The 26,590-nt window shown below is 64.2% G+C and carries 20 protein-coding genes and 1 pseudogene; 8 read left to right on the forward strand and 13 right to left on the reverse strand.

Annotation, left to right across the window (positions count from 1 at the left end; genetic code table 11):
• Positions 1–102: 102 nt before the first annotated feature.
• The 4 genes from H045_RS07650 to H045_RS07665 are packed head-to-tail and all read right to left on the reverse strand — an operon-like array spanning position 103 to position 4,701.
• Positions 103–549, reverse strand: coding sequence for a response regulator (locus tag H045_RS07650; RefSeq protein ID WP_003234930.1), 447 nt, complete (start codon positions 547–549; stop codon positions 103–105).
• Positions 546–2,876 carry an ATP-binding protein gene (locus H045_RS07655; protein ID WP_015371934.1) on the reverse strand — a complete coding sequence of 777 codons (2,331 nt, stop codon included), beginning with the start codon at positions 2,874–2,876 and terminating at the stop codon, positions 546–548. The genes H045_RS07650 and H045_RS07655 overlap by 4 nt, the downstream gene beginning before the upstream one ends.
• Positions 2,873–3,526: a response regulator gene (locus H045_RS07660; RefSeq protein ID WP_003234932.1), complete on the reverse strand. Its 654-nt coding sequence runs from the start codon at positions 3,524–3,526 to the stop codon at positions 2,873–2,875. The genes H045_RS07655 and H045_RS07660 overlap by 4 nt, the downstream gene beginning before the upstream one ends.
• Positions 3,523–4,701: a sensor histidine kinase gene (locus H045_RS07665; protein WP_015371935.1), complete on the reverse strand. Its 1,179-nt coding sequence runs from the start codon at positions 4,699–4,701 to the stop codon at positions 3,523–3,525. Before H045_RS07665 ends, H045_RS07660 begins: the two co-directional genes overlap by 4 nt.
• Positions 4,702–4,856: 155 nt before the next feature.
• On the opposite strand from H045_RS07665, the gene H045_RS07670 reads away from it, so the two are divergent.
• Positions 4,857–5,375: an SgcJ/EcaC family oxidoreductase gene (locus H045_RS07670; protein WP_015371936.1), complete on the forward strand. Its 519-nt coding sequence runs from the start codon at positions 4,857–4,859 to the stop codon at positions 5,373–5,375.
• A 186-nt stretch (positions 5,376–5,561) separates the two neighbouring features.
• Here H045_RS07670 and H045_RS07675 read toward each other — a convergent pair whose 3' ends face one another.
• The 5 genes from H045_RS07675 to H045_RS07695 all read right to left on the reverse strand — a co-directional run bounded on the left by H045_RS07675 (position 5,562) and on the right by H045_RS07695 (position 12,001).
• The gene (locus H045_RS07675; RefSeq protein WP_015371937.1) at positions 5,562–7,568 is read right to left on the reverse strand and encodes a TonB-dependent receptor; all 2,007 of its coding nucleotides are present in this window, start codon (positions 7,566–7,568) and stop codon (positions 5,562–5,564) included.
• 144 nt (positions 7,569–7,712) lie between these two features.
• Positions 7,713–8,093 (reverse strand): DUF2946 family protein, encoded by a 381-nt coding sequence (locus tag H045_RS07680; RefSeq protein WP_003234936.1) that lies wholly within the window; start codon positions 8,091–8,093, stop codon positions 7,713–7,715.
• Positions 8,094–8,304: 211 nt separating this feature from the next.
• Positions 8,305–8,859 (reverse strand): cytochrome b, encoded by a 555-nt coding sequence (locus tag H045_RS07685; RefSeq protein ID WP_003234937.1) that lies wholly within the window; start codon positions 8,857–8,859, stop codon positions 8,305–8,307.
• Positions 8,860–8,876: 17 nt separating this feature from the next.
• On the reverse strand, positions 8,877–10,343 hold the full coding sequence (locus tag H045_RS07690; protein WP_015371939.1) for an aldehyde dehydrogenase family protein: 1,467 nt from the start codon (positions 10,341–10,343) through the stop codon (positions 8,877–8,879).
• Between the two features lie 281 nt (positions 10,344–10,624).
• On the reverse strand, positions 10,625–12,001 hold the full coding sequence (locus H045_RS07695; protein ID WP_015371940.1) for an aspartate aminotransferase family protein: 1,377 nt from the start codon (positions 11,999–12,001) through the stop codon (positions 10,625–10,627).
• Between the two features lie 208 nt (positions 12,002–12,209).
• Between H045_RS07695 and H045_RS07700 the strand changes: the two genes are divergently transcribed.
• Positions 12,210–13,178: a helix-turn-helix domain-containing protein gene (locus H045_RS07700; protein WP_003234940.1), complete on the forward strand. Its 969-nt coding sequence runs from the start codon at positions 12,210–12,212 to the stop codon at positions 13,176–13,178.
• A 255-nt stretch (positions 13,179–13,433) separates the two neighbouring features.
• On the opposite strand, the gene H045_RS25740 is transcribed toward H045_RS07700, so the two are convergent.
• The 3 genes and pseudogenes from H045_RS25740 to H045_RS07710 form a co-directional block, all read right to left on the reverse strand.
• A complete protein-coding gene (locus tag H045_RS25740; RefSeq protein WP_370671350.1) occupies positions 13,434–14,189 on the reverse strand; it encodes a methyl-accepting chemotaxis protein in 756 nt (251 codons plus the stop codon).
• Between the two features lie 150 nt (positions 14,190–14,339).
• A pseudogene (locus tag H045_RS25745) lies at positions 14,340–15,608 on the reverse strand (methyl-accepting chemotaxis protein); the annotation flags it as partial.
• A gap of 53 nt (positions 15,609–15,661) precedes the next feature.
• Positions 15,662–17,137 carry an MFS transporter gene (locus H045_RS07710; RefSeq protein WP_015371942.1) on the reverse strand — a complete coding sequence of 492 codons (1,476 nt, stop codon included), beginning with the start codon at positions 17,135–17,137 and terminating at the stop codon, positions 15,662–15,664.
• Positions 17,138–17,444: 307 nt separating this feature from the next.
• On the opposite strand from H045_RS07710, the gene H045_RS07715 reads away from it, so the two are divergent.
• From H045_RS07715 to H045_RS07725, 3 genes are all read left to right on the forward strand, one after another.
• On the forward strand, positions 17,445–18,893 hold the full coding sequence (locus H045_RS07715; RefSeq protein WP_015371943.1) for an APC family permease: 1,449 nt from the start codon (positions 17,445–17,447) through the stop codon (positions 18,891–18,893).
• Positions 18,894–18,975: 82 nt separating this feature from the next.
• Positions 18,976–20,397, forward strand: coding sequence for an aldehyde dehydrogenase family protein (locus H045_RS07720; protein ID WP_015371944.1), 1,422 nt, complete (start codon positions 18,976–18,978; stop codon positions 20,395–20,397).
• Between the two features lie 18 nt (positions 20,398–20,415).
• A complete protein-coding gene (locus tag H045_RS07725; protein WP_015371945.1) occupies positions 20,416–21,738 on the forward strand; it encodes an alginate export family protein in 1,323 nt (440 codons plus the stop codon).
• Between the two features lie 8 nt (positions 21,739–21,746).
• Here H045_RS07725 and H045_RS07730 read toward each other — a convergent pair whose 3' ends face one another.
• Positions 21,747–22,511 carry an IclR family transcriptional regulator gene (locus H045_RS07730; protein ID WP_003234952.1) on the reverse strand — a complete coding sequence of 255 codons (765 nt, stop codon included), beginning with the start codon at positions 22,509–22,511 and terminating at the stop codon, positions 21,747–21,749.
• A gap of 209 nt (positions 22,512–22,720) precedes the next feature.
• Here H045_RS07730 and H045_RS07735 point away from each other — a divergent pair, with 209 nt between their 5' ends.
• From H045_RS07735 to H045_RS07745, 3 genes are read left to right on the forward strand one after another with little or no spacing between them, the layout of a single operon-like run.
• A complete protein-coding gene (locus H045_RS07735; RefSeq protein ID WP_015371946.1) occupies positions 22,721–24,262 on the forward strand; it encodes an acetolactate synthase large subunit in 1,542 nt (513 codons plus the stop codon).
• Positions 24,263–24,273: 11 nt separating this feature from the next.
• A complete protein-coding gene (locus H045_RS07740) occupies positions 24,274–25,764 on the forward strand; it encodes an aldehyde dehydrogenase family protein (RefSeq protein WP_015371947.1) in 1,491 nt (496 codons plus the stop codon).
• Positions 25,765–25,791: 27 nt separating this feature from the next.
• Positions 25,792–26,586 (forward strand): SDR family NAD(P)-dependent oxidoreductase, encoded by a 795-nt coding sequence (locus tag H045_RS07745; protein ID WP_003234955.1) that lies wholly within the window; start codon positions 25,792–25,794, stop codon positions 26,584–26,586.
• Positions 26,587–26,590 lie beyond the last annotated feature (4 nt).

Here is a 26,590-nt window from a genome sequence, read left to right on the forward strand (position 1 = left end):
GCGTGAGATCTCTGCATCGCAGGCAAGCCAGCGCCCGCAGGGATGCGGATGGTGGCAGATCCTGCCTTTGCCCCGCGTTTCGAGTGACGAGGCTGCCCGGCTTCAGGCGCGTTGCAGCAAGGCAATCTGCTCGGCTGGCACCAGGGTGCGCAAGGTCTTGTAGAGCGCGCGGGTTTCCAGCAGGTTCCACACCCGCAGCATGGTTTCCAGCGCATCCAGCGGTTTGCTGATGAAATCCCGCGCGCCGAGGGCCAGGGCGCGCAGGCGCGTGTCGCGGGTGGCGTCGGCGGTGAGCACCAGAATCGGCAGGTATTCGCCGTGAGGAATGCGCCGGTTGAGCTGTTCGAGCACCGCAAAGCCATCGAACTGCGGCATGTGCAGGTCAAGAATCACCAGGTCCGGCTCGAAGCTGTTGAACAGCTCCAGGGTGCGCAGCGGCTCGGTGCTGCTCAGCACATTGGTCAGGCCTTCGCGCGCGAGCAGTTGCTCCACCAAATCGAGGTTCGGGCGTTGGTCGTCGATAATCAGAATGCGCAGGTCAAGGTTCACGCGGGCTCCGGAAAATACAGGTCGAGGTGGGCGAGAAACGCAGGCACGTTGATCGGCTTGTTCAACACGGCGGTGGCGCCCGCATGCTGCAAGGCCGTGCGGGTAAGGTCGCTGGCGTCGGCAGTCAGCATCAGCACCGGCGTGTCGCGGGTCAGCGGCGCATGGCGCAGACGTTGCAGTACCTGCAGGCCGTCGATGTCGGGCAGTGATACGTCCAGCAGAATCAGCTGGGGCGCATGCTGCGCGGCCAGGTCCAGCCCGAGCTGGCCCTGCATGCTCGACAGCAGCTTGATGCCGGGCCTGCGCTGTAACAGGGTTTCGATCAGCGCCAGGCTGGCGAGGTTGTCTTCGATACACAGCACCTTGCCGTGAATTGCCTGCGCGCCTTGGGCAGGGGCGGCCAACGGCGCGTCGCTGCCCACGACAGCGCCGGTACGCTGCGCATCCTGCACCCGCACCAGCGGCAGCTCCAGGGTAAAGCGCGAGCCGACGCCGGGCTGGCTGTGCACCTGCAGGGTGCCGCCCATCTTCTCCAGCAGGCTCTTGCTCAACGCCAGGCCCAGCCCGCTGCCTTCAACGGTCGGGTCGGCGCCCAGGCGTTCGAACGGCTTGAACAGTTGCCCAAGGTGCTCGGCCGCAATGCCCTTGCCGGTGTCGCACACCGACACGTCGATGCGTTGGCCGTCCAGGTTGACCTCGATGCTCACCTGGCCAGGGCGCAGGTTGTACTTGATCGCATTGGACAGCAGGTTCAGCAGCACCTGGGTAAGGCGTTGGCGGTCGGCGACGATGCCCAGGTCGGGGGCGAGCGCGGGCAGTGGCTGCAACTGGATACCGGCGCCTGCCGCCATCGGCGACACCAGCGTCAGGCATTCCTGCAGCACCCCGGCCAATGGCAGTGGCTCGATGTTCAACGGCAGGCGCCCGGCTTCGATCTTGGCGATGTCCAGCACTTCATTGATCAGCGTCAGCAAGTGTTGCCCGGCACGCAGGATATGGCCGACGTTGGCTTTTTGCGCGGCCGGCGCGTCCATTTCCAGCAGTTGCGCAAAGCCCAGGATCGAGTTGAGCGGGGTGCGCAGTTCGTGGCTCATGCGCGACAAAAACTCGCTCTTGGCACGACTGGCGCGTTCGGCTTCCTCGCGTGCGGTGCGCAGGGCGATTTCCGCCGCGCGGCGGTCGGTGATGTCCCGGGTGATCTTGGAGAAGCCGCGCAGGGCGCCGGTGCCGTCGTACTGCGCGGTGATCACCACGCTGGCCCAGAAGTGCGTGCCGTCCTGGCGGCAGCGCCAGCCTTCTTCGGTGTAGTCGCCGTTGCGTGTGGCTTCGCGCAATGCCATGGCCGGGTGCTGTGGGCATTCCTCGGGCAGGTAGAACACCGAGAAATGCTGGCCGATGATTTCCTGTTCGGTATAGCCCTTGATGCGCTCGGCGCCGTTGTTCCAACTGGTGACGTGGCCCGCCGTGTCGAGGGCGAAGATTCCGTAGTCCTTGACCCCGTCAATGATCAGCCGCAAGCGCTCCTCGTTGTCGCGCAGCGCGCGTTCGCGCTCGGACAGCAGCAGGCCGGCTTCCACCAGGCGCGTGCCCAACTGACCGATTTCATCGCGTTCCGGCGGTTGCGGCAGCAGCGGATGACCCAGCGCCAGGCGCTGTGCGTTGCGTTGCACGTTTTGCACTCGGGCGACGATGCCCTTGGACAGAAACAGCACCGCGACGATGGCGCCGAACAATCCGCAGACCGCCGCCAGCCAGGTGGACAGCAGCAGGCGCTCGCGGGTTTCGGCCGCGGCCTTGCTGCGTTCGGCCAGCAACGTGTCCTCCAGCCTGAGCATGGTGCTGATGTGTTGGCGCAACGCGTCGAGGATGTGTTTGTTGCTGATCAGAATGACGCTGATCGATTGCGCCGTGGCCTCGCGATCATCGAGCATGGCTTGCAGGCCGTCGACCTTGTGTTCGATCAACGGCTTGATTGCGTTGAGTTGCTCGCGCACCCGTGGGTCGCGCACGTTGCTGTCGAGCCTGTGCAGGGCCGATTCGATTTGCGGTCCGGCCGTGCGGTAGCTGGGCAGGAAGTCCTCGCGGCGGGTCAGCAAGTAACCGCGCACGCTTCCCGCCGCTTCGGCCAGCAGGGTGTGCACGGCCTGGATATCGCGTTGCACGCGCAACACCCGACGCACGTCTTCTTCAGCGTGGGCGGTCTGGCGCTCGGTGATGTAGATCAACACCAGCGACAGCAGCAGCACCACCAGTGGCAGCGAAATCACCAGCAGCGCCTTGCCGCGCAATGGCAGGTCGGCCCAACGCTGTGCCTGCAAGCGCCTCATGCCTGGGTCACCAGGCCCAGGGCGATGCCGCGCACCGCCGCCTGGGTGCGGTCGGCGGCGCCCAGCTTGCCGATCACTCGCTCGACATGGGCCTTGGCGGTACCGGTGGTAATGCCCAGCTGCGCGCCGATTTCGCGGTTGCTCATGCCCGTGGCGACCAGCCCCAGTACCTGGCGCTCCCGTGGCGTGAGGTGTTCCGTGGGGGCCGCGCCGCCGGCGTTGCGCTCGGCCATACGCCGCAGCAGGCGGGTGCTGACCAGGCTGTTGAGCGCTTCGCCACCGGCGGCCACTTGCTGCAAGGCTGCGATCACCTCGTCACGGCTGGCGTCCTTGAGCAGGTAGCCGACGGCACCGGCATTGATCGCCGCTTCCAGGTGATCGGGGCTGTCGTCCATGGTGAACATCACCACCTTCAGTGTCGGCAGGCGTTGTTGCAGCAGGCGCGCCGCGCCGAGGCCATTGAGCACCGGCATGCGGATATCGAGAATGACGATGTCCGGCAGCAGCTGCTCGCACAACTCCACGGCCTGCTGGCCATCGCGCGCCTGCCCGACCACCTCGAACTGCGGGTGGCCGGCCAGCAGGGCGACAAAGCCGGTGCGGGTGACTTCGTGGTCGTCCGCGAGGACCAGGCGCAGTACATCGCTCATGGGCAGGTTCCGTCGAAGTGGGCAGGCACGCTGGCCTGCAAGCGGGTGCCGCCATCGACCGTGCTGACGCAAGTGAAGCGCCCGCCCAGCAGGCTGGCGCGCTCCTGCATGGTGGCAAGCCCCAGGTGCCGGGCGTCATCGCGTGGCTGCCCTGCGGCAAAGCCCCGACCGTTGTCGTCGACCCGCAGAGCGGCCTCGGCGTCGCGCAGTTCCAGGGCCAGGTGCACCTGGCTGGCCTGAGCATGCTTGAGCACATTGTTGATTGCCTCCTGGCCGATGCGGAACAGGGCGATCTCCACCTGGCTGGGCAAGCGCGTGTCACAGTGCGCCTGCCAGACCACGTGCACACCGGCTTCGCGCAGGCGATCGGCCTCCTTGTCGAGGGCCTTGAACAGGCCAAAATCGTCGAGCACCACGGGGCGCAGGCCGGCGATCAGTTGCCGGCCTTCACCGACCGAGTGTTGGGCCAGGGTGAGGATGGCCTGCAGGTCGGCGGCCAGGGCATCGGGCAACGGCGGACAGCGGCCGGCGAACCCTTGCAGGCGCTGATGCAGGCCGGCGAGGGTTTGTGCCAGGCCGTCGTGCAGGTCGTAGGCCACGCGTTTGCGTTCGTCCTCCTGGGCGTGCAACAGCCGGTTGACCAGCTCGGAGAGATGTTTGTCGCGGGCCTTGAGGGTGGTCAGCAGGCGTTCGTTTTCCAGGTGCGCGGCCAGCAGCGTGGCGAGCAATTGCAGGGATTCGGCGTCTTCATGGTCCGGCGCGCGCAGGCTCACGCTGTTGCCCAGTACCAGCACGCCAAAGGTGCCGCCGTCGCTGCCGCGCAGCGGTATGTGCAGCACGCTGGGCAGCGCCTCGCCCGGCAGTTCCTGCCAGTACGGCGCGCGCCGGCTGCGGTCGGCGAGGGTCGCCAGACGGGCAAGGTGGGCCGGGTTGCCTTGGCAGGCGCTGGTATGGGCGACGCCCCTGGCGTCCCATTCCTGCAGCAGCCCGTGGTCCATCGCCAGAAACGCACAGGCCCGTTCCAGCACGCGTTCGCGCATGGCGGCGGGGGCCAGTTGGGCCAGTTCCTGCCCGGTGTCGACCAGCAGGCGCAGGCGCGCGGTGCGGCTTTGCGATTGCCTAAAGTGCGCGCGCATGGCCAGGGCGCTGGCGGGGTCGTGAGGCGTGTTGTGCATGTTGAGTGCTCAGGGGCGCGAGGCAGCTATTAGACCTCGCCGGGCACCTTGGGCGCTATCTGCCAAATGGCATAGGCAAATGACTCCGATTGGCCGATGGCGGGAGGAGGGCGGCTTGGCAAAGTGGGCTCAACGCACACAACCGGAGCATCGCCATGCAATCCAGAACCGCCGTCCTCGCCCTGCTGTTTGCCTTGAGCGCACCGCTTGCCCAGGCTGCCGTAACGGCCCCTTATGTGTACCTGGACGTGGCCCAGGCGCCTGTCAACGTCAAAGACCGCGAGATTGCCGGGCTGTTCGACCGCTGGAACAGTGCCCTGCAGACCGGCGATGCCAAATCGGTGGTCGAGCTGTATGCGCCGGACGCGGTGTTGCAGCCGACCGTGTCCAACCAGGTGCGCACCACGCCGGATCAGATCAGGGATTACTTCGATCACTTCCTGGCGCTCAAGCCGGTGGGGCAGATCAACTACCGCGAGATCCGCCAGTTGGGCAGCAATGTGGCGATGGACAGTGGGGTTTATACCTTTACGTTGACCGAGGCCAATGGCGGCAAGCGGCAGGTGCAGGCGCGGTATACGTTTGTTTATGAGCAGGTTGGGGGGCAGTGGAAGATTCTTAATCATCACTCCTCGGCGATGCCGGAAGTGCAGGTTCGGCAGGCCAGGCAGTGAGCGGGTTTGTGGCCATATCCGTTAACGGCTGACGGCCCGCGTGTTTGACGGGGCGCCCCAGATCGAAAGCCAGAGCGCAGCGGCTTTAGAACCGACCGGGATTGGCTGCCGAACGCTGTACAAACTGTGGGAGGGAGCAAGTCCCCTCCCACATTTGGATCTCCATTTGTCTGATGGATGTCACACCTAAAAATCCAACGTCACCCCACTCATCACCGTCCTCCCATCCCCCGGCGAATGCAGCGATGCCCTGGCCCCATCCGGGTCATACCAGGCGTACTCGTAGTAACGGTTAGTGAGGTTCTTCACCTGCAGATCAACACTGACCGACTCCGTCACCCGGTAAACCGCGCCAAGGTTCATCAACACATAACCCCCGTAAGTACCCTGGGTATTTTCCCGCTCCAGATAATAGTGAGTCTGCCCATTCATCCACGCGCTGAGTTGCAGGGCCGGCGTAGCCTGATAACGAATGCCGGCGTTGTATAAATGATGGGGGATATGGTCAATCTCGCGGCCTTTGCTGCCCGGCAACGTAGCGCTGGGCTGGAGGATTTTCGAGTATTGCCAGGCGTACGCCAGCCAGATCTCGGTGCGTTCGTTCGGACGCAGGTTGAGTTGCGCGTCATAGCCCCAGCGGCGGGTTTGGCCGACGTTGTCCGACTCGCCGCTGGGGTCGTTGAGTCGGCGGCTGACTTCGCCGCTGGCCTGCTGTTGCCAGTAGGCAATGCGCCCATCGACCCAATCGGCAGGCGTGAACTTGATGCCGGTTTCCCAGCCCTCGTTGATCGACGGTGCCAGGTCGGTGTCACGCGGCGGGATTTTATAGGCGGCTGCCCCGGTGCCCACCTGGAAGGTGCGCCCCCAGTTGGCGTAGACGCTGGCCACGTCCCAGGGCGAATACGTCACGCTGAGCTTGGGTTGCTTGATCAGCCCGTAGTCGTTGATGGCGTAATCCGTGCCGGTCATCTGATTGGTGAAGTCACCCTGGATTCGGTCGACGCGGTACGCGGGAATGATCTTCAGCGATTCGAACGGTTGAATCTCGGCCTGCACGTACGCGCCCAGGGTGTCGAAGTCGAACTGCTGATCCCGGGTCTGCGCCAGGCGCGCGCGGTTCAGGGTGCGGTAGCGCTCGCTGGTGTTCTGCTGGCGCTGGATATCCGCGCCGCCTTCCAGGGCGAAGCGGTACAGGCCGCTGACGACGGGGCGCCAGGTCAGGGAGGTGAGGGCGCCGTACTGGGTCTCGTAAGCGTCCCGTTCCTGCTGGGCGCTGGTGCGCCAGTACTGGGTCCAGCGTCGGTCATCGAAGGTATTGAGGTAGGTTTTGGCCGACCACGAAAGCGTCTCGGCCAGCTCGGTATCAAGGTGCAGGCTGAGCTGATTCATTCGCCGCGTGCCTGTGTCGCTGGCGTTATAGACGTTGCTCATGCGTGGATGCTGGTGCGCATCGTCGGCACTCAGATAACCGGGTTCCTGGGCCTGGGTTTCGTAATGGCGGGCGATCAGGCCGATACGGTAGCGATTGTCGTCCGGGGTGTAGAACCATTTGCCGGACATCGACACTTTGTCCGCTTGGGCATGATCGCGATAGCCGTCTGCTTTCTGGTAGGCGAAAAAGTAATTCTGCGTCCAGTTGCTGCCCTCAATGCCTTTGGCGAACTGGGTTTCACGGGTGTCATCGCCGCCGTAACGAATGCGCGCACGGGTGTAGTCGCCGCCAGTGCGGGTGAGCATGTTCACGTTGCCGGCGATGTTGTTCAGGCCATAGCGGGCATCACTGGTGCCGCGCACCACTTCGATGCTGTCCAGTTCCAGCGGAAAAACCATGTCCATGAAGGGCATGTTGCCGTCGTTGCTGTTGCTGGGGATACCGTCGATCAGCAGCTTCACCGCGTTCACTTCGCCTTCGCCGTTGAAGCCGCGAAACGAAATCTTGCCGGAGGTGGTGCCTTGGTTGAACTCGGTGAGCATCACCCCCGGCGCCCGGCTGAACAGCTCCCAGCTGTAGTTGACCGGCATTTTCTCCACGATATCGGCACCGAGGATGTCCACCGAACCGAGCACGCCGTGCGTGCCGAGCGGGCCGCTGTCAGCGCTTGTGCCCTGGATCGCGACCGCGCCGAGGGTGAGGGCGGAGCTTTCGTCCGCCGCGGCCAATGAAGTGAAAGCAAGCAGGCCCACCGAGAGCATCGGCCAGAGTGAGCAGGGCACAGGCACACGCTTTGCGCGCGGCAGAGTAGATGGAGCAGGCATAAGGCACGCTTCCTGAAACCTGAAAAACGTCAATGACGTTCAGCCACGCAATCGCGCGGCTGAAACATGAAGTTCGGTCAATCAGGTCACAGGAGAGGCGCGCGGACTCAGGCTCGGCCAGCGAATCCTGGGATGCAGCGCGGGCAGCAGCGGATCATCAAGGACGATATCCGGTGCATGACGCGGCAGAAAATGACGGTAATGGCTGGACGGCAACGCCGCCAGACCGGCATGCCCGCAGCAACAGTCACCGTGCTTCATCTCACCGGACGAGGGCGCCGACTTGAACGGCACGACCAGCTTGTCAAAGCCTGGCGGCAGCGCGTGCGATGAACAAAACCCACCCCACAGCATCAACCCGCCATCCGGCGCTTGCATCGCACGGCCGAGCGGCATGGCCAGCATATTCAGCAGCAAGGCCAGGCAGGCAATCCAGGGGCTGATGCGTGAAAACATGGGCATCAAGGCAGTCGACACAAAGGGGACGCTATTTAGCCGCAGTTAACCGCCCAAGTGAAAGCGCAAGGCATGCGCCATTTCGCCGCAGCTCAACGCTTGGCTTCGCTAGGGCGGAACCAACCTACGCCGTAACCGCAGCAACGAATATGTACCCAGTCAGACCGCCATCGGAGCAAGCCCCCTCCCACATTTGACCGCATCCCCCAGCAACACCTCAGAGCATCCGACGCAACACATCGTTACGCGGGTCCTTATCAAAAAACCGATGCTTAAGCGCCCCCAGAACATGCACCACAATCAACCCAAGCAACGTATAAGCGCACACCTTGTGCAACCTCTGAAACACCACAAACCACTCATCATTCTTGCCCAGCAACTCCGGTAAGTTCACCCCGAAAAAAAACACCCCATCACTCATCGTGTAAGTGCTCGACATCGAGTAACCCATCAACGGCACCGCCACGATCAGCACATACATCGCCCGCTGCACCAGCCGTGACAAAAACCGCTCGTGGGCCGCCAAGGTGGCAGGCGGTGACGGCAGCACCGGCGTTCGCCAGCGCAACACGATCTGCACCAGCACCAGCATGAACGCCAGTACCCCGAAGGATTTGTGCCACGGGTAATACAACTCGTATTTGCTGGCCACTTCATCGTCCAGCCCGGTCATATGCCAGCCCGCCCAGAGCAGCCCGGCGATCAGCACCGCGCGCGCCCAGTGCAGAATGCGCAAAGAGGTTGGATATCGGTCAATCATTTCGCTGTTCATCGATATCTCTCCATTGATCAAGGTTGCGAGCCACTGGGCAGCAACACCGTGATGACCTTCTCCTCGGTATAGGCCAGCGCGCCGCCAAACCCGCCTTCACGGCCGATGCCGCTGGTTTTGACGCCGCCCCAGGGCAGGTTGGCGTCCAGCGGGCTCCAGCAGTTGATGCCCACCGCGCCGGCCTTCACCGCTGCGGCCACGCGATGGGCGCGCACCAGGTCGGCGGTCCACACGGTGGCCGCCAGGCCGTAGGCGGAGTCATTGGCCAGGGTCACGGCATCCACCTCGTTGTCGAACACAATGATTGTGCCCACCGGGCCAAAGATTTCGTCGCGGGCAATCGCCATGTCATTGCGCGCGTCGGCAAAAATGGTCGGGCGCACGAACCAGCCCTGATCCGGGGTCGACACGCCGCCAGCGAGCAGGGTGGCGCCTTCGTCAATGCCCAACTGGATGTAGCGATTGACCCGCTCCCATTGCGCCTTCTTGGCCACCGGACCCATCTGGTTACCGGGCTGACGCGGGTCGCCCACCTTGACCGCCCGCGCCGCCTCGGCAAGCGCCGCCGCGAAACGATCGGCGATGCCACGCTGCACCAGAATGCGCGACCCAGCCGCACAAATCTGACCCTGGTTGGCGAACAGGCCAAGGCTGCAACCGCGCAGCGCGTCCTCGAAGGAAGCGTCGTCGAACACGATCTGCGGGCTCTTGCCGCCCAGCTCCAGGGTGACATGCTTGAACAGCACCCCGGCGGTGCGCTGGATCTCACGCCCGGCCTCGGGGCTGCCGGTGAAGCTGATCTTGGCGATGCGCGGATGCTCACACAGCGCCCGACCCACCTCATTGCCGTAGCCGGTGACCACATTGATCACGCCGTCCGGAAAGCCTGCTTCCTGCGCCAGCACCGCCAGGTGCAGGGCCGACTGAGGGGTCTCTTCCGAAGGTTTGATCACCACCGTGCAACCTGCGGCCAGCAACGCCGCGAGCTTCCACACGGTGATCATCAGCGGCGAATTCCACGGCACAATAGCCCCGACCACGCCCACCGGCTCACGCACGGTATACGACAGGGTTTTGGTGCCGAAATACCCTCCGCCGGGAATGGTCCGCCCCTCCAACTGATTGGCCCAACCCGCCGCCGCGCGCAGATTGGCCAGCACATTGGGCAAATCCATCCGTCGCGGCTCCAGCGGTGAACGCCCGATAGCATCGGCGTCCATATCCGCCAGCAACTCACTGTCGCGCTCCACCAGATCCGCCAGCTTCAACAACACCCGAGCGCGCTGCGCCCCATCAAACCGACTCCACTCGCCGCGCTCAAGCTGCTCAAACGCCGCATTCACCGCCCGGTCCACATCCTCCACCGTACCCCGCGCAAAACTGCCATAAACCGCCTCCGTCACCGGATTCACCAACTCAACCCGCCCACCCTCCGAAGCCTCGGAGGCCAAGCCATTAATAAAATGCTTCAACTGCTGAGTCATACAGCCTCCATAAAAATTCGTTTTTGATCTGCTTTTGATTTTGATCTCAGGCGCCCCATCAACCACGCTGGCCGCACACCGAGCCCCAGCGAGGTGCCGAGCGGTGGGGCAAGAGCCCTTTGGTTACTTTTGGCTGGGCCGGCATTCCGGCTCTTTTCCAAAGTGACCCGCCGTAACGGCGGAACCAATCTCCGCCATCACCGCAGCAACGGATATGTACACCGTCAAACCGCTATCGCAGGCAAGCCAGCTCCCACAATCCACACCCGGTGCGGCCCGGATCACTTCTCAAGCGACCCCAGCGCCTCCCGAAACACATCCAACGCCCTGAAAAACAACCCCCGCGTAATCGTCAACGAAGGCATCACCCGCATCACATTCCCGTACCGCCCGCACGGGATCATCAACACCCCATGACTCATCAGAAACCCCATCAACGCCCCAATCTTCTGCGGCGCCAACGGCGCTTTGGTCAGCGGATCCTCCACCAACTCAATCCCGATCATCAGCCCACGCCCACGCACCTCACCCACAAACCGGCTGCCAAACCCACGGATATATTCCTGCGCCTCCAGCCCCAGGCTATGCGCACGCCCCAGTAGGTCCAGCTGCGGGTCCTGCAGAATGGCGATATTGGTCAGCGCCACCGCCGCCGACAGCGAGTTCGCCGCGAAGGTATTGGGCATCGACCCATCAGGAATCTGCGCCGCCAGATCCGAACGCATGATCAACCCCGCCATCGGCAGGTCGCTGCCGATGCCCTTGCCAAAGGTGAGCATGTCGGGCTTGACCCCCGAGTGCTCCACTGCCCACATCTTGCCGGTGCGCCCCGCGCCGGACTGCACCTCGTCGACGATCAGCAGCGTGCCGCTGCGGTCGCACGCCTGGCGCAGAATCTGCAAAAACTCCGGTGACGGCGGCACATAACCGCCTTCGCCCTGCACTGGCTCGACGATCACCGCCGCCACGTCATCGGCGGCGGTGTAGGGCGTGTTCAGCAGGTAATCAACGTACTCGCCGGCAATCTGTTCGGCGCTTTTGTGCGTGGTGTCGAACGGGAAGCGATAGGCGTAGGGGTAGGGCGCATGAATCACGCCGCCCATCTGCGCGCCGAAGCCCTTGCGGTAGGCAGTGCCGGTGGTGAGCGAGCCCGAGGCGTTCCAGACGCCGTGGTAACCGCCGTGGAAGGCGATGATCTGGTGGCGCCCGGTGATGCGCTTGGCGAACTTGATCGCCGCTTCCAGGGCATCGCTGCCGCTTTGGGTGAAGAAGGTGATGCAGTCACCACGCAGGCCGTCCGGCGCAATCTCGGAAAGCTTGGCCGCCAGCTCGGTACGCCGGGTGCTGTTGATTTCCAGGGCGTGCATCAACACTTCGGACTGGTCGCGGATCGCCTGCACCACTTTGGGGTGGCAGCGGCCGACGCTGCTCACGCCGACGCCGGCGGAGAGGTCGATATAGGTGTTGCCGTCCGGGTCCTTGAAGGTGGCGCCAAAGGCGCGGTCCATGGCGATCGGCATGCGACCGCCGCCGCGCGCCATCGACTCGGTGCTTGCCGACAACGCCAGGGCCTCGCAGGTTTTGGGGCCGGGCAGGGCGTCGGAAATGATGCGCGGGGCATCGGCGAAGTGGAGGGCTTCAAGCTGGGCTTCACTCATGATGGGTCTCTGGCAGGTCTATTCAGGTGTACCGATCATCGGCGTGACCTGCCCGAGACCGGTATCCCGAATCGGCACATGGGTGCGCTGCGCAGCGGATTTTTGCCGACCTGAAATAATGCTGAAATATTGCAATATCCGGCCTTTGTGCGACTATCTGGCACGAAGCTGGCTTTAAAATAAAAAATTGCGGAGAGCGTCGCGCATTATGAGAAGTCAAAGCATCGGCCATTTTCACGATGTGCATGTGCACGCGGCCAACGTTCAGCAGTGGCACCAGGACTACAGCCAGCTAACCGGTGGCTCGGCCGAGAGTTCGCTGATGCAGTTGACCACCGCCGCAAGCCACGTTTTCCTCGAGCAGATCAACCAGCGCGTGGTGCAGCACGGCGTGGCGCCACGCAACAAGATGTGCTTTGCGGTGCCGATCAATGTGCCGGGGTCGGTGCGGATGCAGGGGCGGGAGGTCGATGACAGCAGCCTGTTCTTCCTGCGCGGCGGCGAGGAATTCATGTTCCATATGCCGATGGGCATGCAATTGCTGTCCATCACCTTCGAGCGCGAATTGTTCGAGCAGGCGCTGGCGCACACGGCGTCGCCCAGGGACCTCAGTGTGTTGCTGCGTCAGCCGGTGATCCGGGTTTCTCCCCAGCGCTTCGCCGATGCCCGCCGCCGTTTGCTCGCTCTGTTCGGCCAGGCCATGGCTGGCGAGCTGCGTGACTCACACGCGCGCCTGCTGGAGCAGGCGCTGCTCGACGAGCTGGTGCAACTGATGAGCGATCCGTCCTGCGACAAGCAACAGCGCACGCCCAGTTCCACGCGCAGTTTTATCGTCGAGAAATGCCATCGCCTGGCGACCACCGGGCAGTTCGACGTGCCCAGCGTCAACGACTTGTGCGAACGCCTGCAGGTGAGCCGGCGCACCGTGCAGAACAGCTTTCGCGCGGTGGCCGAGACCACGCCGCTGAACTACCTGCGCGCCATCAGGCTCAACGGCGTGCGCCGCACCCTGATGTCCACGCCCGCCGCGCAGCTTTCCATCGGCGATGCGGCAGCGCAGTGGGGGTTCTACCACCTCAGCCATTTTGCGGCGGAGTATCACGCGTTGTTCGCCGAGCTGCCGTCGCGCACCTCACGTGCTGCTTCTCATCAAACACACAGTAGCGTGTTGATTTAACACCCAACGTTTCAGACAGCGACATTCCTGTGGCGAGCGAGCTTGTTGTGGCGAGCGGGCTTGCCCCGCGTTGGGGTGCGAAGCGCCCCCAATCCAGCAAAACGCGGTGTACCTGATCCGGCTCAGCGCCTGGTTTTGGGGCTGCTGCGCAGCCCAACGCAGGACAAGCCTGCTCGCCACAGGGAGTCTGCGCTTAACTGAACGGCATTAGTGCAAGCCCGCTCGCCACAGCTTCCCTCATTGGTACAGCGGTCGCTATACGCGGAACTGGTCCATCAGTTTCATCTGCTGAGTGGCCCGGGCGTTGAGTTGGCTGCTGATCTGCGCCGACTCGGCGGCTTGCTCCGTGAGCGTCTCGGTGACCCCCCGAATGGTCGCGACGTTGCGATTGACTTCCTCGGCCACCGCGCTCTGCTCCTCTGCGGCACTGGCGATCTGCAGGTTCATGTCACTGATCACCGTCACCGCCTCGCTGATCCTGCCCAGGGCCTGCACGGCCTGATGGATCTGCCCGGCGTTGTCCTGGGCCAGCGTCTGGCTGGCGTGCATGGTGGTCACCACGCCCCGCGTGCCGCTCTGGATGCGCTCGATCACCAGGCGTATTTCCTCCACCGAGTCCTGGGTGCGCTTGGCCAGGTTGCGCACTTCATCAGCCACCACCGCAAAGCCACGGCCGCTTTCGCCGGCACGCGCCGCTTCGATGGCGGCGTTAAGGGCCAGCAGGTTGGTCTGTTCGGCAATGCCGCGGATCACCTCCAGCACCGAGCCGATCTGTTCGCTGTTGACCGCCAGCGCTTCGACCTCGGTGACGGCCTTGCTGACCTCGCTGGCCAGGGCGGTGATGTCGCGGGTGCTGCGTTCGATCAGCATGATGCCATCCCTGGACGCTTGATCGGCCCCGCGCGCCGCCTGGGCCGCACTCGAAGCGCTATGGGCCACTTCATGGGCGGTGGCGCTCATCTCATTGGACGCGGTCGCCAACTGATCGATCTCGCGAAACTGCACCTGCATGCCTTCGCTGGTCTGCCGTGCGATGTGCGAAGACTGGTCGGCGGTGCCGCGTGCGTCAGTGATGCTCTGCTTGATCTGCGCGATGGTCGGTTGCAGTTTGTCGAGGAAGCGGTTGAACCAGCCCACCAGTTCGCCCAATTCGTCTTTTTTGCGGTAATCCAGGCGTTGGGTCAGGTCGCCGTCGCCGCTGGCAATGGCCTTGAGCATCTGCGCGACGCTGTTGATCGGGCGTGTCACGCCGGAGGCGGTGAGCCAGATCAGCAGCAGGCCCAGCAGCCCGGCGCCGATGGCCACCAGTGACGCCATGAGGGTGTCGCGGGTCTGCGTCTGATCGAGCAACGACTGCAAGGCCACCGAGTCGGCCAGCAACACCTGCTTGGGCAAGTCGATGACCACGCCCCATGGCGCCGCGTCGGGGATCGGCGTCACCGGGTAGACTGCGCGGATCAAGTCGTCCTGGGCCAGCACCTGCGGTTGTTTTTGCGCCAATGCCGCGAGCAGCTCCTTGCCCGCATCGCCCAAAGCGGCGGCGAGCGGTTCGCCGACCTTGCCGGCGTCCTTGCTGTAGGCGGCGAGCACGCCGCTGTCGGACACAATCAGCATGCTGCCCGAACCGTTGAACAGCGTGCGCTGGGCCTCGCCGGCGGCCGCTTGCAGCGCGCCGAGGGCAAGGTCCACGCCGAGGGTGCCGATGACCTTGCCGTCGGCAATCAACGGCATCGACAGCGTGGTCATCAGTTGCACCTGGCCGGCCTGGGTGTCGGCGTAGGGCGCCATCAGGCAGGTACGCCGCGTGTCACGGGGGCAGGTGTACCAGCTGTTGTAGGGGGCGCCGCTGATGCTCAGCTCGGTTTTCTGCAGATCGGTTTCGGGAATCAGGATGTTCACCGCCGGGCCGGCCCCCCGGTTCCAGGCGCTGGCGAAGCGTCCGGTTTCGTTGGAGGCGCGCGCGGCGTCGTTGACGAATTCGCTGTCCTGACCGCCCAGCGCATTCGGCTCGAACACCAGCCACAGACCCAGTACCTGGGGATTGTGTTCGAAGGTGGTGTGCAGGCTCTGGTTCAGTTCCTCGCGCAAGGCGGCCGCCGGCAACCCGCGCTGTATCGCCATGCTGCGCAAATGGGTCGCCTGGTCGGCGAGGCCGGTGATCAGCAGCAGGTTGTTGCCGAAGGCCCGCTGCAGGTTGCTTGCCTGCTCGGCGGCCTTGGCTTGCAACAGGTTTTCACCGCTCTCGGTCAGCATCCTGCCGCTGGAGGTGCTGATCAGGCGGTTGTTCTGGCTGCTCTGGTAGAGGTTCATGCCGACGATCAGGCCGATCACGCCCAGAAGGCACATACCGGATAGCAAAATGATTTTCAAGCGGATGGAAAGGGCGTCGAGCATGGGAGGATCTCGCAAGTGAGCGTGCCGGTTGACCATCGGTTGGCCAGGGCCACTGGTTTCTTATTAGGTATGTCACTGCATCGGCCGAGTCAGCGCTGGCTGAACCTCACCAGCAGCGCTGCCACCAGCAACAGGGCTGCGAGCACCGCCAGCACGGCAATAAAACCTGCATCGAACGCGGCACGTGCCAGCCCCGTCAGCAGCGTAGCGTCGTCGCCCGGCAGCGTTGCGGCCACCAGCAGCGCATCGTCCAGGCTCTCGAACGTCAACGGGTTCAGGCCCAGCCTGGGTGGAATCGTCAGGCTCGTCGACCAGGCATACACCGCCGATAGCAGGCTGCCCGCCAGGGTTACCCCGGCGGCACCGCCCAGTTCAAAGGAGACTTCCTCGATGGACGCCGCCATGCCGGCCTTGTCGGTGGGCACGCTGAGCATGATGGTGCTGGAGGCCGCTGTGAGGGCCGCGCCCATGGCCATGCCCAACAGCGCCAGGCTGGCAATCTGCAGCGGCACCGCTGCGTTGCACAGCAACAGGTACGCCAACATCGCGGCGGCCGACAGCAGCAGGGTCCAGAACAGCATGCGCCGGCTGCCCAGGCGCGACAGGTAATAGCCGGCCACCGGCCCGGCAACGAAGGAGCCCAGTGGCAATGGCAGGATGAACAGCGCCGACGCCAGCGGCGACATGCCCAGCACCAGTTGCAGGCGCTGGCTGAACACCAGTTCCATGCCGATAAACGCCAGGGCCGAGGCGAGCGCTGCAATCACCGCATTTCTGAACAGCGGCTCGGCGAACAGTGACAGCTCGAGCATCGGCTGCGCGGCACGGCGCTGGCGCCGGATGAACATCGCCAGAAACAACGTGCCCAGCAGTATCGCCACCAGCATGGCGGCGAAGGCGGGCGAGCGTTTGCCCAGCTCCTTGACGGCATAGGCGATGCTGATCAAGCCGATCATGACCTGCAACGAGCCCAGCCAGTCCCAGTGGCGCCGGGGATTGCCCGGATGCTCGGGAATCAGCGTCACCCCGAGCACCAAGGCCACCAGCACAATCGGCACGTTGATCAGAAACACCGAACCCCACCAGAAATGCTCCAGCAGCAGGCCGCCGACCACCGGCCCCAGCGCCGCGCCGCCGGAGGCCACCGATGCCCAGATGCCAAACGCCATGGCCTGTTCGCGCTCATCGTTGAACGTCAAACGGATCAGCGCCAGGGTGGCGGGCATCATCATTGCCGCGCCGACCGCGAGAAACCCCCGGGCGCCGATCAATACGTTGGCCGATGGCGAGAAGGCCGCAATCAGCGAGAACACCCCGAACACGCTCAGCCCGCCGATGAACAGGCGTTTGTGCCCCAGGCGATCGCCCAGCGTGCCCATGCCCAGCAGCAGGCCGGCGGCGATCAATGCGTAGATATTGACGATCCACAGCTTCTGCGAAGCGCTGGCGCCGAGCTCGCGGGTCAGGGTGGGCAGCGCGGTGTATAACACCGTCATGTCGATGACGATCAACAGCAAGGCGCTGGAAATAATCGCCAGGATCAACCAGCGACCCTTAGACGACATGGGACGGGCTCGATAATTGAATGGCCAACACGGGTAACTCCAGTTCAGGCAGGCAAGGGAGCGCTGACCCTAGCATGCACGGCGCCGAGCCCGCAGCGCTATCCCGAATCGGCCGGCAGTGCCGCGGCATTGACCTGTTTTGGGGCGCGGCCCGCGATGTTACCGATTTGGGATAGCGAGGTGCTCACGGCCGGGCATAGCATCGAAACCAGCGTGCAACCTCAACAATAAAAGCGCAACCCGGCACCGATTGCAGCTGGATCGGGGCCACCCCACAGCGACTGCCTCATACAATAAGGTCAACAACATGAGCGTATCTCTCCCGGTCAACAGCTCCACGGAGCTCAAGCGTGGCGCCCTGGGTGTCGGCTTCATCATTTTCTTCGTGATTTCGGCGGCAAGCCCGCTCAGTGTCATCGCCGGTGGTTTTCCCATCGGCATCATGCTGGGCAACGGTGCCGGTACCCCGGCATTGCTGATTCTGGCGTTGCTGGTGCTGTTGGCGTTTTCGGTGGGTTACACCACCATGTCGCGCCACGTCACCAATGCTGGCGGGTTCTACGCGTTCACCTCGCGTGGCCTGGGCGGCCTGGCCGGTGGCTCGGCGGCGGTGCTGGCGATGTTTGCCTACAACATTCTGCAGATCGCGCTGTATGGCATGTTCGGCGGCGTGGTTAGCGGCACCATGGAAAGTGTCGCGGGGGTAGTGTTGCCCTGGTGGTCTTATTCGCTGATGGCGATGGCCAGCATTGCGTTTCTCGGCTATCGCAAGATCGACCTGTCGGCCAAGGTGCTGTCGCTGGTGGTAGTCGCCGAGTATCTGGCCATCCTTATTCTCGATTTCGCCATTCTGAAGACCGGCGGTGACAGCGGTGTCAATCTCGACTCGTTCACCCATCAGCAGGTCTTCAGCGGTACGCCGTCCATTGGCCTGCTGTTCTGCTTCGCCGCGTTCATCGGTTTCGAGGCCACCACCATCTACGGCGAAGAAGCCAAAGACCCCAAGCGCACCATACCGATTGCCACCTACTGTTCGGTGTTGCTGATCGGCGCGTTCTACACGCTGTCGGTGTGGTCGATGATAGTGGGCGTGGGCGCCGACAAGATCGTGCCGCTGCTGCAAGCCATGCAGGACCCGACCACCCTGATCTACGGCATGTCCGACCACTTCGTCAGCCCGCACCTGACCCAGGTCATCCGCGTGCTGTTCATGGTCAGCATCTACGCCGGGCTGCTGGCGTTCCATAACGCGGCGGCGCGCTACTTCTACGCCATCGGCCGTGACGGCCTGCTGCACAGCCTGTTGGGCACCACCCACCGCGTGCACCAGAGCCCGCACATGGGCTCGGCCTTGCAGAGCCTGATCGCCGCGGTGGTGGTGCTGATCTTTGCTGCGATGGACGCCGATCCGATCCTGCAGTTGTTCGCCTGGTTCTCCAACCTGGCGACCCTGTGCGTGATTTTGCTGATGGCAATGACCTCGGTGGCCATCTGCGTGTATTTCCATCGCCATCCGGAACTCAAGGTCGGCCTGCTGCGCGGGCGCATTTTGCCGGTGTTTTCGTGCGTGGCCCTGCTCTGCGTGCTGGTGCTGGCGGTGGCGCATTTCGATGTGCTCACCGGTGCCAGCCAGCTCCTGTCCTACAGCTTGTGTGCGGTGATCCCCGCCGCGCTGCTGGGCGGCCTCTACCTCGCCGCGCGCCTGCGCAAGGTGGCGCCGCAGCGCTTCCTGGCCCTGGGCAGCCACAAGCTCTAAGGCCTTGCTCGCGTCATCCCCTCTGTGAATTGATCGCCTGCCGGTGTCCGGCAGGCCTCATCTGCGTTAAAGGAAATTGCCCATGCACGCTTACAAGATGCTCATCAACGGTGTTCAGGTTGAAGGTGAAAACGGTCAGTTCGACGTGATCAATCCGGCCACCGGTAGCGCTTTCGCGCAATGCCCGGCCGGCTCGCTGGGCCAACTGGACGACGCGGTAGCCGCCGCCCAGGCCGCGTTCAAGACCTGGCGCCACAGCGCCCATGAACGGCGTTGCGAGCATTTGAATGCGATTGCCGATGACATCGAACAGGACGCCGACGCACTGGCCCGACTGATCGTGCTGGAGCAGGGCAAACCGCTGGAACTGGCGTTTTCCGAGGTCATGGGCGCCGCCGCCTGGACGCGCTATGCCGCCGGGCAGGAAATCGCCGTGGAATTGGTGGAAGAGACCCCGACCCAGCGCGTCGAGCTGCACCGCAAACCGCTGGGCGTGGTGGCGTCGATCACGCCGTGGAACTGGCCGTTCATGATTGCCGTGTGGCACATCATGCCGGCGCTGCGCGCGGGCAACTGCGTGATCAGCAAACCGTCGAGCCTGACGCCGCTGAGCACCCTGCGCCTGGTGGAGATCATCGCGCGGCACGTGCCCCACGGCGTGATCAACTGCGTGACCGGCGAGCAGGGGTTCGGCAGCGCGATCACCGCGCACCCGGGCATCCAGAAGATCGTGTTCACCGGTTCCACCGCCACCGGCCAGAGCGTGATGCGCGGCGCCGCCGGCAATCTCAAGCGCCTGACTCTGGAGCTGGGCGGCAACGACGCGGCAATCGTATTGCCCGGCACGCCGGTGCACGAGGTGGCCGAAGAGATCTTCCAGGCCGCCTTCCTCAACATGGGCCAGACCTGCGCCGCGCTCAAGCGCCTGTACGTTCACCAGTCCCAGTACCAGGCGTTCGCCGAGGCGCTGACGCAGATTGCCGAGCGCCAGGTGGTCGGTGACGGCCTGGAGCCGGGCGTCAATTTCGGCCCGGTGCAGAACCTCGATCAACTGGAACTGGTGCAGGCGCTGGTCGCCGATGCGCGGGCCCAGGGTGCACGGGTGTTGTGCGGCGGCGCACGGCTGGACCGGCCAGGGTTCTTTTACCCGCCGACGCTGGTCGCGGATGTCACCGATGGCCAGCGTCTGGTGGACGAAGAGCAGTTTGGCCCGGTATTGCCGCTGATCGCTTATGAGGATGTGGAAGACGTACTGCGCCGCGCAAATGCCGGCGACATGGGCCTGGGTGGCTCGGTCTGGGGACCGGACAGCGAGCAGGCGCAGGCCCTGGCCAGCCGCCTGGAAAGCGGCGTGGCGTGGGTCAACTGCCATGCGCGGATCCAGCCGAACACGCCATTCGGCGGCAGCAAGATGTCCGGCTTCGGCGTCGAATTCGGCCTTGAGGGACTGCTGGAATTCACCGGCCAGCAATTGTTGTTCGTCAATAAACGCGCTGCTGAATAACCTCAAGGAGCTTCGATCATGCGTCATTCATCCCCTTCATTTCTCTGCGGCACGCTCGCCTGTAGCTTGACGCTCTGCGCCATCAGCCAGGCCCAGGCCTACGAGCTGTACAGCGACGACAGCCGGCACCTGAATGCCGACATGACCGCCGTGTTCGGCCTGTTCAACAGCCGCAAGAACTACGACGGCACGCCGGGCGGATCGAGCTGGCGCGAAGGCTATATCAAATATGGCCTGAGCGGCGACCAGGCGCTGGCGGGCAACGGCACCGCCTACGGCGCTTTCGCGCTGGTCAGCTCGGCGACCTGGGGCGAGGGCGACCCATCCGGCAATACCCTGGGCTCCGAGCGCACCACCAAGATCGAAGACGCGTACCTGGGCTGGCGCTCCGGCGACCTGTTCCCGGCCCTGGGCAAGGATGGCGTGGACATTTCCGGCGGGCGCCAGGTGGTCAAGCTTGGCAGTGGTTTTCTGATCAACGACGACGGGCCCAATCTGGGCAAGGGCCCGGCCAATGGCACGATGAACCGGGGCGGTGCGTATTACCTGGCCGCGCGGCATGCCTTCGATCAGACCGCGTTGCTGCGCCTGGGCGGCAAGGATGGCCTGCATGGCAGCCTGTTATGGCTCAAGTCCGACAACCGCGCCCAGGCAGAAACCGAAGTGGCCGCCGGCACCCTTGATTACACCGCCAAACCCGGCACCCTGGGCCTGACCTGGGTGCACGGCATCGATGTGAACGAGCGCTGGGCCAGTGATGCGCAGCGCCAGCGCAAGGGCATGAACGTGTACAGCGTGCGCGGTGAAGGCGATGCCGGCCTGCCCAACGTCAGCCTGGCGTTCGAATACGCCTGGCAGGACAAGGACAGCGGCCCCGAAAAAGCCTGGTACGGCGAAGCCGGCTACACCTTTGCCGACGTCGCCTGGACGCCGAAGGTCAGCTACCGCTACACCCGCTATTCGCAGAAATGGGATTCGCTGTTCACCGGCGTGAGCGGCGGCTACGGCACCTGGCTGCAGGGTGAAGTCGCCGGCAACTACACGGGGCCGTTCAACAGCAACACCCGCATCCAGCATGTGGCGCTCAAGGCCACGCCCCTGGAAAACCTGACCCTGGGCGCGCTGTACTTCGACTTCGACACCGTACGCAAAAGCAACGCGCTGAACCTCGATGCGCGCGAGCTGGATGTATATGCCGAATGGGCCGTCAACCCGCACCTGATCATCACGCCGCTGATCGGCCTCTATAAGCCCAAGCAGGACGCCACTACCGGCGGCAATCAGGTCGGCGGCAACGGCACCAACGTTTACAGCCAGCTGACCGTCGCCGTGCCGTTCTAGCTATTGGCTCAGGCGTCGGCCGCGCCTGACGGCGGCGGGTTGCGCAGGTTGTCGGCGATGCGCCGCGTAGTGTCCATCACCATTTCAATCACGGTTTCCTGACGCAGCAGCTTGAAGCTCTGGGTGCTGCCCACGGCCGACAGGCTGCCGATCACCTCGTCGATATCCGGCTGGATAATCGGCGCGGCGATACCGGTGAGGCCCAGGTTGAGTTCATCGTGGGTCATGCAGTAGCCGTCCTTGCGGATCTTTTTCGTGGCCTTGGCAAACCCCGCCCAGTCGTAGGGGCTGTCCGGGTCGCCAGCCAGGTGTTCGTCGAACAGGCGTTGCAGGCGACGGCCTTTCTGGAAGGCGATCAGCACCTTCGATTGCGCGCCGCGAAAGAATGGCAGCGGGTGCCCGCGCCCGAACGAGAAGTGGTAAGTGTCGGTGGGTTCGGCGATGTAGGTGTTGATGATGCGCCCGTCGTAGAAAACGCTGGCGAACACGGCCAGGCCGGTCTGCGCCGACAGCTCATGCATCAGTTCGCGCCCCGCCAGGAGGATGGGGTCGTACTGGCGCATCATCCAGTCCAGCTCGATCACGCGGGGCCCCAGGCCGTAGTGGCCGGCGTCCACGCGGGTGAGCAGGCCGGCCTCGCACAGTTCCTTGACGTAGCGATACGCGGTGGCGCGCGACAGGCCCATGCGCTCGGCAATCGTGTCCGGGTCGATCTTCAACGTCGCCGGACCGAACAGGTCCAGCACACTCAGCAATTTACTCAGGCTGCTCATTTCGTTCCTAGAGAAGGGATGGCTCGCGGGTAAGCACTATAGGCGAAAACGCCAGGGATCCAAGGTGGCGGATCCGGCAGGTAATTGTAAGAGGGGTTATTATTGCATAAATCTCAAATTAAGAGATAAAAAGTAAAAAACACTTGTTTGGTGTGTTTTTGTGTGTGATAAATCTCACCAAAGAAAACGCTCAAGCGAGAGGGCTGACAATGAATGGCGCGCAACTGATAGTGAATGCGGCAGCGGCAAGCGGTATCGAGTACTGCTTTGCCAACCCGGGCACCACCGAGATTCCGCTGGTGGCGGCCATGGCCAGTGCACCTGCCCTCAAACCCGTGCTGTCGCTGTTCGAAGGCGTCTGCACCGGCGCCGCCGATGGCTATGGCCGCATCGCCGGCAAACCGGCCATGACCCTGACGCACCTGGGCCCGGGCTTTGCCAACGGCATTGCCAACCTGCACAACGCACGGCGCGCCAATACCCCCATCGTCAACGTGATCGGCGACCACGCCTCGTGGCACGTCAATTACGATCCGCCGCTGGCCAGCGACATCCAGGCCCTGGCCGGCACGGTGTCCAGCTGGGTGCGCACTTCGCGCACCGCCTCCGGCATCGGCGAAGACCTGCAGGAAGCCATGCGCGCCGCCTGGCAAGCCAAGGGCCAGATCGCCAGCCTGATCCTGCCGATGGATCTGCAATCCAATCCGGTCACCCATCACGGCCAGTTCAGCCCGCTGCGTGCGCCGGTGCGACGCTTTGCCGGCGATCGCATCGAAGCGGTGGCCCAAGCCCTGCGCGATGGTCAGCGGCTGGTGTTTATCGTCGGCGACCAGGGCCTGTCGGTGGCCGGCCTGGAAGCGGCGGGGCGCCTGGCGCAGTTGCCTGGCGTGCGGCTGTTCGCCGAGACCTTCCCGCGCCTGAGCTACCGGGGCGGCGGCTTGCCCGACCTGGACCGCCTGCCGTACTTCCCGGAAGTGGCCATCGAGATTCTTGAGCAGTACGACAAGGTGGTGTGCGCCGGTGTCGTGGAGCCCATCAGTTATTTTGGCTACGAAGGCATCCCGTCGCGGCTGGCCGAGCGTGAGCGCCTGCTGTCGCTGGCCGAGGTCGGCGATGACGTGGCCGGTGCGCTCACCGCGCTGGCCGACGCGTTGAACGCGCCGGCCTATGTACCGACGCCGCAGGCTATCCAGCTGCCGCCGGGCGAGGCCGCTCTGAGCCCGCAGTCGGTGGGTCAGGTGTTGGCCGCCGCGCTGCCCCACGACTGCATTGTCTCGGTGGAGGGTGGCACCTGCGGCTATCCGTTTTTCACCGCCTCAGCCGGCGCTGCGCGCCACCGTGTATTGACCAATACCGGCGGCGCCATCGGCCAGGGCATTCCGGTGGGGTTCGGCGCTGCATTGGCCGAGCGTGGCAACCGCGTGTTCTGCCTGCAATCGGACGGCAGCGCCCAGTACACCATCCAGACCCTGTGGAGCATCGCCCGCGAGCAACTGCCGGTGGTGATCCTGATTGCCGCCAACCACCGCTACGCGATCCTGCAGAACGAACTGCGCCGCTTCGGCATGACCGAACTCGACCCGCAGGCGCTCAAGCTGACCGTGCTCGACAGCCCGCGCATCGACTGGAAGGCCCTGGCCACCGGCTACGGCGTGCCGTCCTGCACCGTGCACACCAACGCCGAATTGCAATGGGCGCTGGCCAATGCCGCCGCCGACGCCGGGCCTTGCCTGATCGAAATGGCGCTGTGAAGGAGACGACCATGAGCACGTTCCACTTGTTACCTGCCGTTCAGGCATTCCTCGCCCAGCCCGGCCGCCTGTTTATCGGCGGCACCTGGCAGGACGCCGCCAGCGGTCGCCGTTTTGCCGTGGAAAACCCGGCCACCGAGCAGACCCTCACCGAAGTCGCTCAGGGCGATGAGCGCGATGTGAATGCCGCCGTGGCGGCCGCACGCGCCGCCTTTACCGGCACCTGGGCCTTGCAGTCACCGGCCCGGCTTGGCCTGTTGCTGTTGCACCTGGCCGACCTGCTGGACCAGCACCGCGAAGAGCTGGCGCAACTGATCACCCTGGAAAACGGCAAGCCCATCGCCAACGCGCGGGGTGAAGCGGCCAGCGCGGCAAACATCATTCGCTACTTCGCCGGCTGGCCGAGCAAGATTGAAGGCAGCACGCTGCCCGTATCGCCGGCCAGTGGCGCGCCGATGCTCAATTACACGCTGCGCGAGCCGGTGGGCGTGTGCGCGCTGATCGTGCCGTGGAACTTCCCGCTGACCATGTGCGTATGGAAGCTCGGTCCGGCGCTGGCCACCGGCTGCGTGGCGGTGCTCAAGCCCGCCGAGCAGACGCCGCTGGTGGCGATCCGCCTGGTGCAACTGATCGAAGCCGCGGGCTTCCCGGCGGGGGTGGTCAACCTGATCACCGGCCTGGGGGCCGACACTGGCGCGCCGCTGGCCCAGCACCCGGACGTGGACAAGATCGCCTTCACCGGCTCCACCCAGGTCGGTCGGCTGATTGCCCAGGCGGCCACCGGCAATATGAAAAAGGTCTCGCTGGAGCTGGGCGGCAAGTCGCCGAACATCATCCTGCCCGACGCCGACATCGTGCGCGCCGCCAAGGGAGCCGCCGACGGCATTTTCTACAACCAGGGCCAGGTGTGCACCGCCGGTTCGCGCCTGTATGTGCACGCCAGCGTGCTCGACCAGGTGCTTGAAGAACTGCAGCGTCACGCCGCCGCCCATGTGCTCGGCAACGGGCTGGACCCGGCCAGCAGCATGGGCCCGCTGGTGTCCGGCCGGCAGTTGGACACCGTCAGGGGCTACTTGCAGCGCGGCCAGGAAGAGGGCGCCGAGCTGGTGTGCGGCGGCGGTCGTCCCGCGTACCTGGAGCGCGGCCACTTCATTGAGCCGAGCATCTTTCTCGACCGCGCCGAGCGGGCCTGCGTGGCCCGCGAAGAAATCTTCGGCCCAGTGCTGACGGTGATGAGCTGGAGCGAAATCGACGACCTGGTGCTGCGCGCCAACGATTCGCCCTATGGCCTCGCCGCCGGCCTGTGGACCCGCGACCTGCGCTCGGCGCACCGAGTGGCCGCGCAGCTCAAGGCCGGCTCGGTGTGGATCAACTGCTGGAACGTGGTCGATCCGGCCTCGCCGTTCGGCGGCTACAAGCAATCCGGCTGGGGCCGGGAAATGGGCAAGCACGTAATCGACGCCTACACCGAGACCAAAAGCGTCTTTGTCGATCTGGCCTGAAACCAATAATCACAAGAGGAAATGGCAATGGATCTGGAATTGAAAGGCCGTGTGGCAATCGTCACCGGCGGCGGTATGGGCATTGGCAAGGAAGTCGCACGGTTTCTCTCCGAGGAAGGCTGCAAGGTGGTGATTTGCGCGCGGCGCATGGCGTTCCTGCAGTTGGCTGCCGAAGAGATCACCGCACAGACCGGTAACGAAGTGCTGCCGTTGTTCTGTGACACCAACGACATGAAGGCCGTGTCCGAGATGGTCGATGCGGCGTACAAGCATTTCGGCCGTATCGACATCCTCGTCAACGGTGCCGCCGCGCCATCGGGCGTGGTGCGCAATGACATCGAACATGCGGGCGACGATGAGTTGCTGTCGGACCTCAACACCAAGGTGATCGGCTACTTCCGGTGCGCCAAGGCCGTGACCCCGCACATGAAGGCTGCCGGCTTCGGTCGCATCATCAACATCGGCGGTCTCACCGGGCGCAGCAGCAAAGTGCTCTCGGGCATGCGCAACCTGGCGATTGCCCACATGACCAAAACCCTGTCCGACCAGCTCGGCGCTTCGGGCATCACGGTCAACCTGATTCACCCTGGCGTGGTGGATACCCCGCATATCCAGGAGCTGTACGAGCGCGAAGCGGTCAAGCAAGGCAAGACCGCGCAACAGGTTGAACAGGCCTACATCGACGCGACGCCGATTCGCCGCACCCTGGCACCGATTGAAATGGGTTGGCTGATCGGCTTCCTGGCGTCGCCGAAGGCTGGCGCGGTGACCGGTGAGTCCATCGGCATCGACGGTGGTTTGACCCGTGGCATCTATATCTGAGGAG

The organism is Pseudomonas poae RE*1-1-14, assembly GCF_000336465.1.
Classification (GTDB): Bacteria; Pseudomonadota; Gammaproteobacteria; order Pseudomonadales; family Pseudomonadaceae; genus Aquipseudomonas; species Aquipseudomonas poae.

Coding starts and splice junctions, on each gene's coding strand:
- H045_RS07655 (WP_015371934.1), bottom strand. CDS start 2,876: ATGAGGCGCTTGCAGGCACAGCGTTGGGCCGACCTGCCATTGCGCGGC.
- H045_RS07660 (WP_003234932.1), bottom strand. CDS start 3,526: ATGAGCGATGTACTGCGCCTGGTCCTCGCGGACGACCACGAAGTCACC.
- H045_RS07665 (WP_015371935.1), bottom strand. CDS start 4,701: ATGCACAACACGCCTCACGACCCCGCCAGCGCCCTGGCCATGCGCGCG.
- H045_RS07670 (WP_015371936.1), top strand. CDS start 4,857: ATGCAATCCAGAACCGCCGTCCTCGCCCTGCTGTTTGCCTTGAGCGCA.
- H045_RS07675 (WP_015371937.1), bottom strand. CDS start 7,568: ATGCTCTCGGTGGGCCTGCTTGCTTTCACTTCATTGGCCGCGGCGGAC.
- H045_RS07680 (WP_003234936.1), bottom strand. CDS start 8,093: ATGCCCATGTTTTCACGCATCAGCCCCTGGATTGCCTGCCTGGCCTTG.
- H045_RS07685 (WP_003234937.1), bottom strand. CDS start 8,859: ATGAACAGCGAAATGATTGACCGATATCCAACCTCTTTGCGCATTCTG.
- H045_RS07690 (WP_015371939.1), bottom strand. CDS start 10,343: ATGACTCAGCAGTTGAAGCATTTTATTAATGGCTTGGCCTCCGAGGCT.
- H045_RS07695 (WP_015371940.1), bottom strand. CDS start 12,001: ATGAGTGAAGCCCAGCTTGAAGCCCTCCACTTCGCCGATGCCCCGCGC.
- H045_RS07700 (WP_003234940.1), top strand. CDS start 12,210: ATGAGAAGTCAAAGCATCGGCCATTTTCACGATGTGCATGTGCACGCG.
- H045_RS25740 (WP_370671350.1), bottom strand. CDS start 14,189: ATGCAGGTGCAGTTTCGCGAGATCGATCAGTTGGCGACCGCGTCCAAT.
- H045_RS07710 (WP_015371942.1), bottom strand. CDS start 17,137: ATGTCGTCTAAGGGTCGCTGGTTGATCCTGGCGATTATTTCCAGCGCC.
- H045_RS07715 (WP_015371943.1), top strand. CDS start 17,445: ATGAGCGTATCTCTCCCGGTCAACAGCTCCACGGAGCTCAAGCGTGGC.
- H045_RS07720 (WP_015371944.1), top strand. CDS start 18,976: ATGCACGCTTACAAGATGCTCATCAACGGTGTTCAGGTTGAAGGTGAA.
- H045_RS07725 (WP_015371945.1), top strand. CDS start 20,416: ATGCGTCATTCATCCCCTTCATTTCTCTGCGGCACGCTCGCCTGTAGC.
- H045_RS07730 (WP_003234952.1), bottom strand. CDS start 22,511: ATGAGCAGCCTGAGTAAATTGCTGAGTGTGCTGGACCTGTTCGGTCCG.
- H045_RS07735 (WP_015371946.1), top strand. CDS start 22,721: ATGAATGGCGCGCAACTGATAGTGAATGCGGCAGCGGCAAGCGGTATC.
- H045_RS07740 (WP_015371947.1), top strand. CDS start 24,274: ATGAGCACGTTCCACTTGTTACCTGCCGTTCAGGCATTCCTCGCCCAG.
- H045_RS07745 (WP_003234955.1), top strand. CDS start 25,792: ATGGATCTGGAATTGAAAGGCCGTGTGGCAATCGTCACCGGCGGCGGT.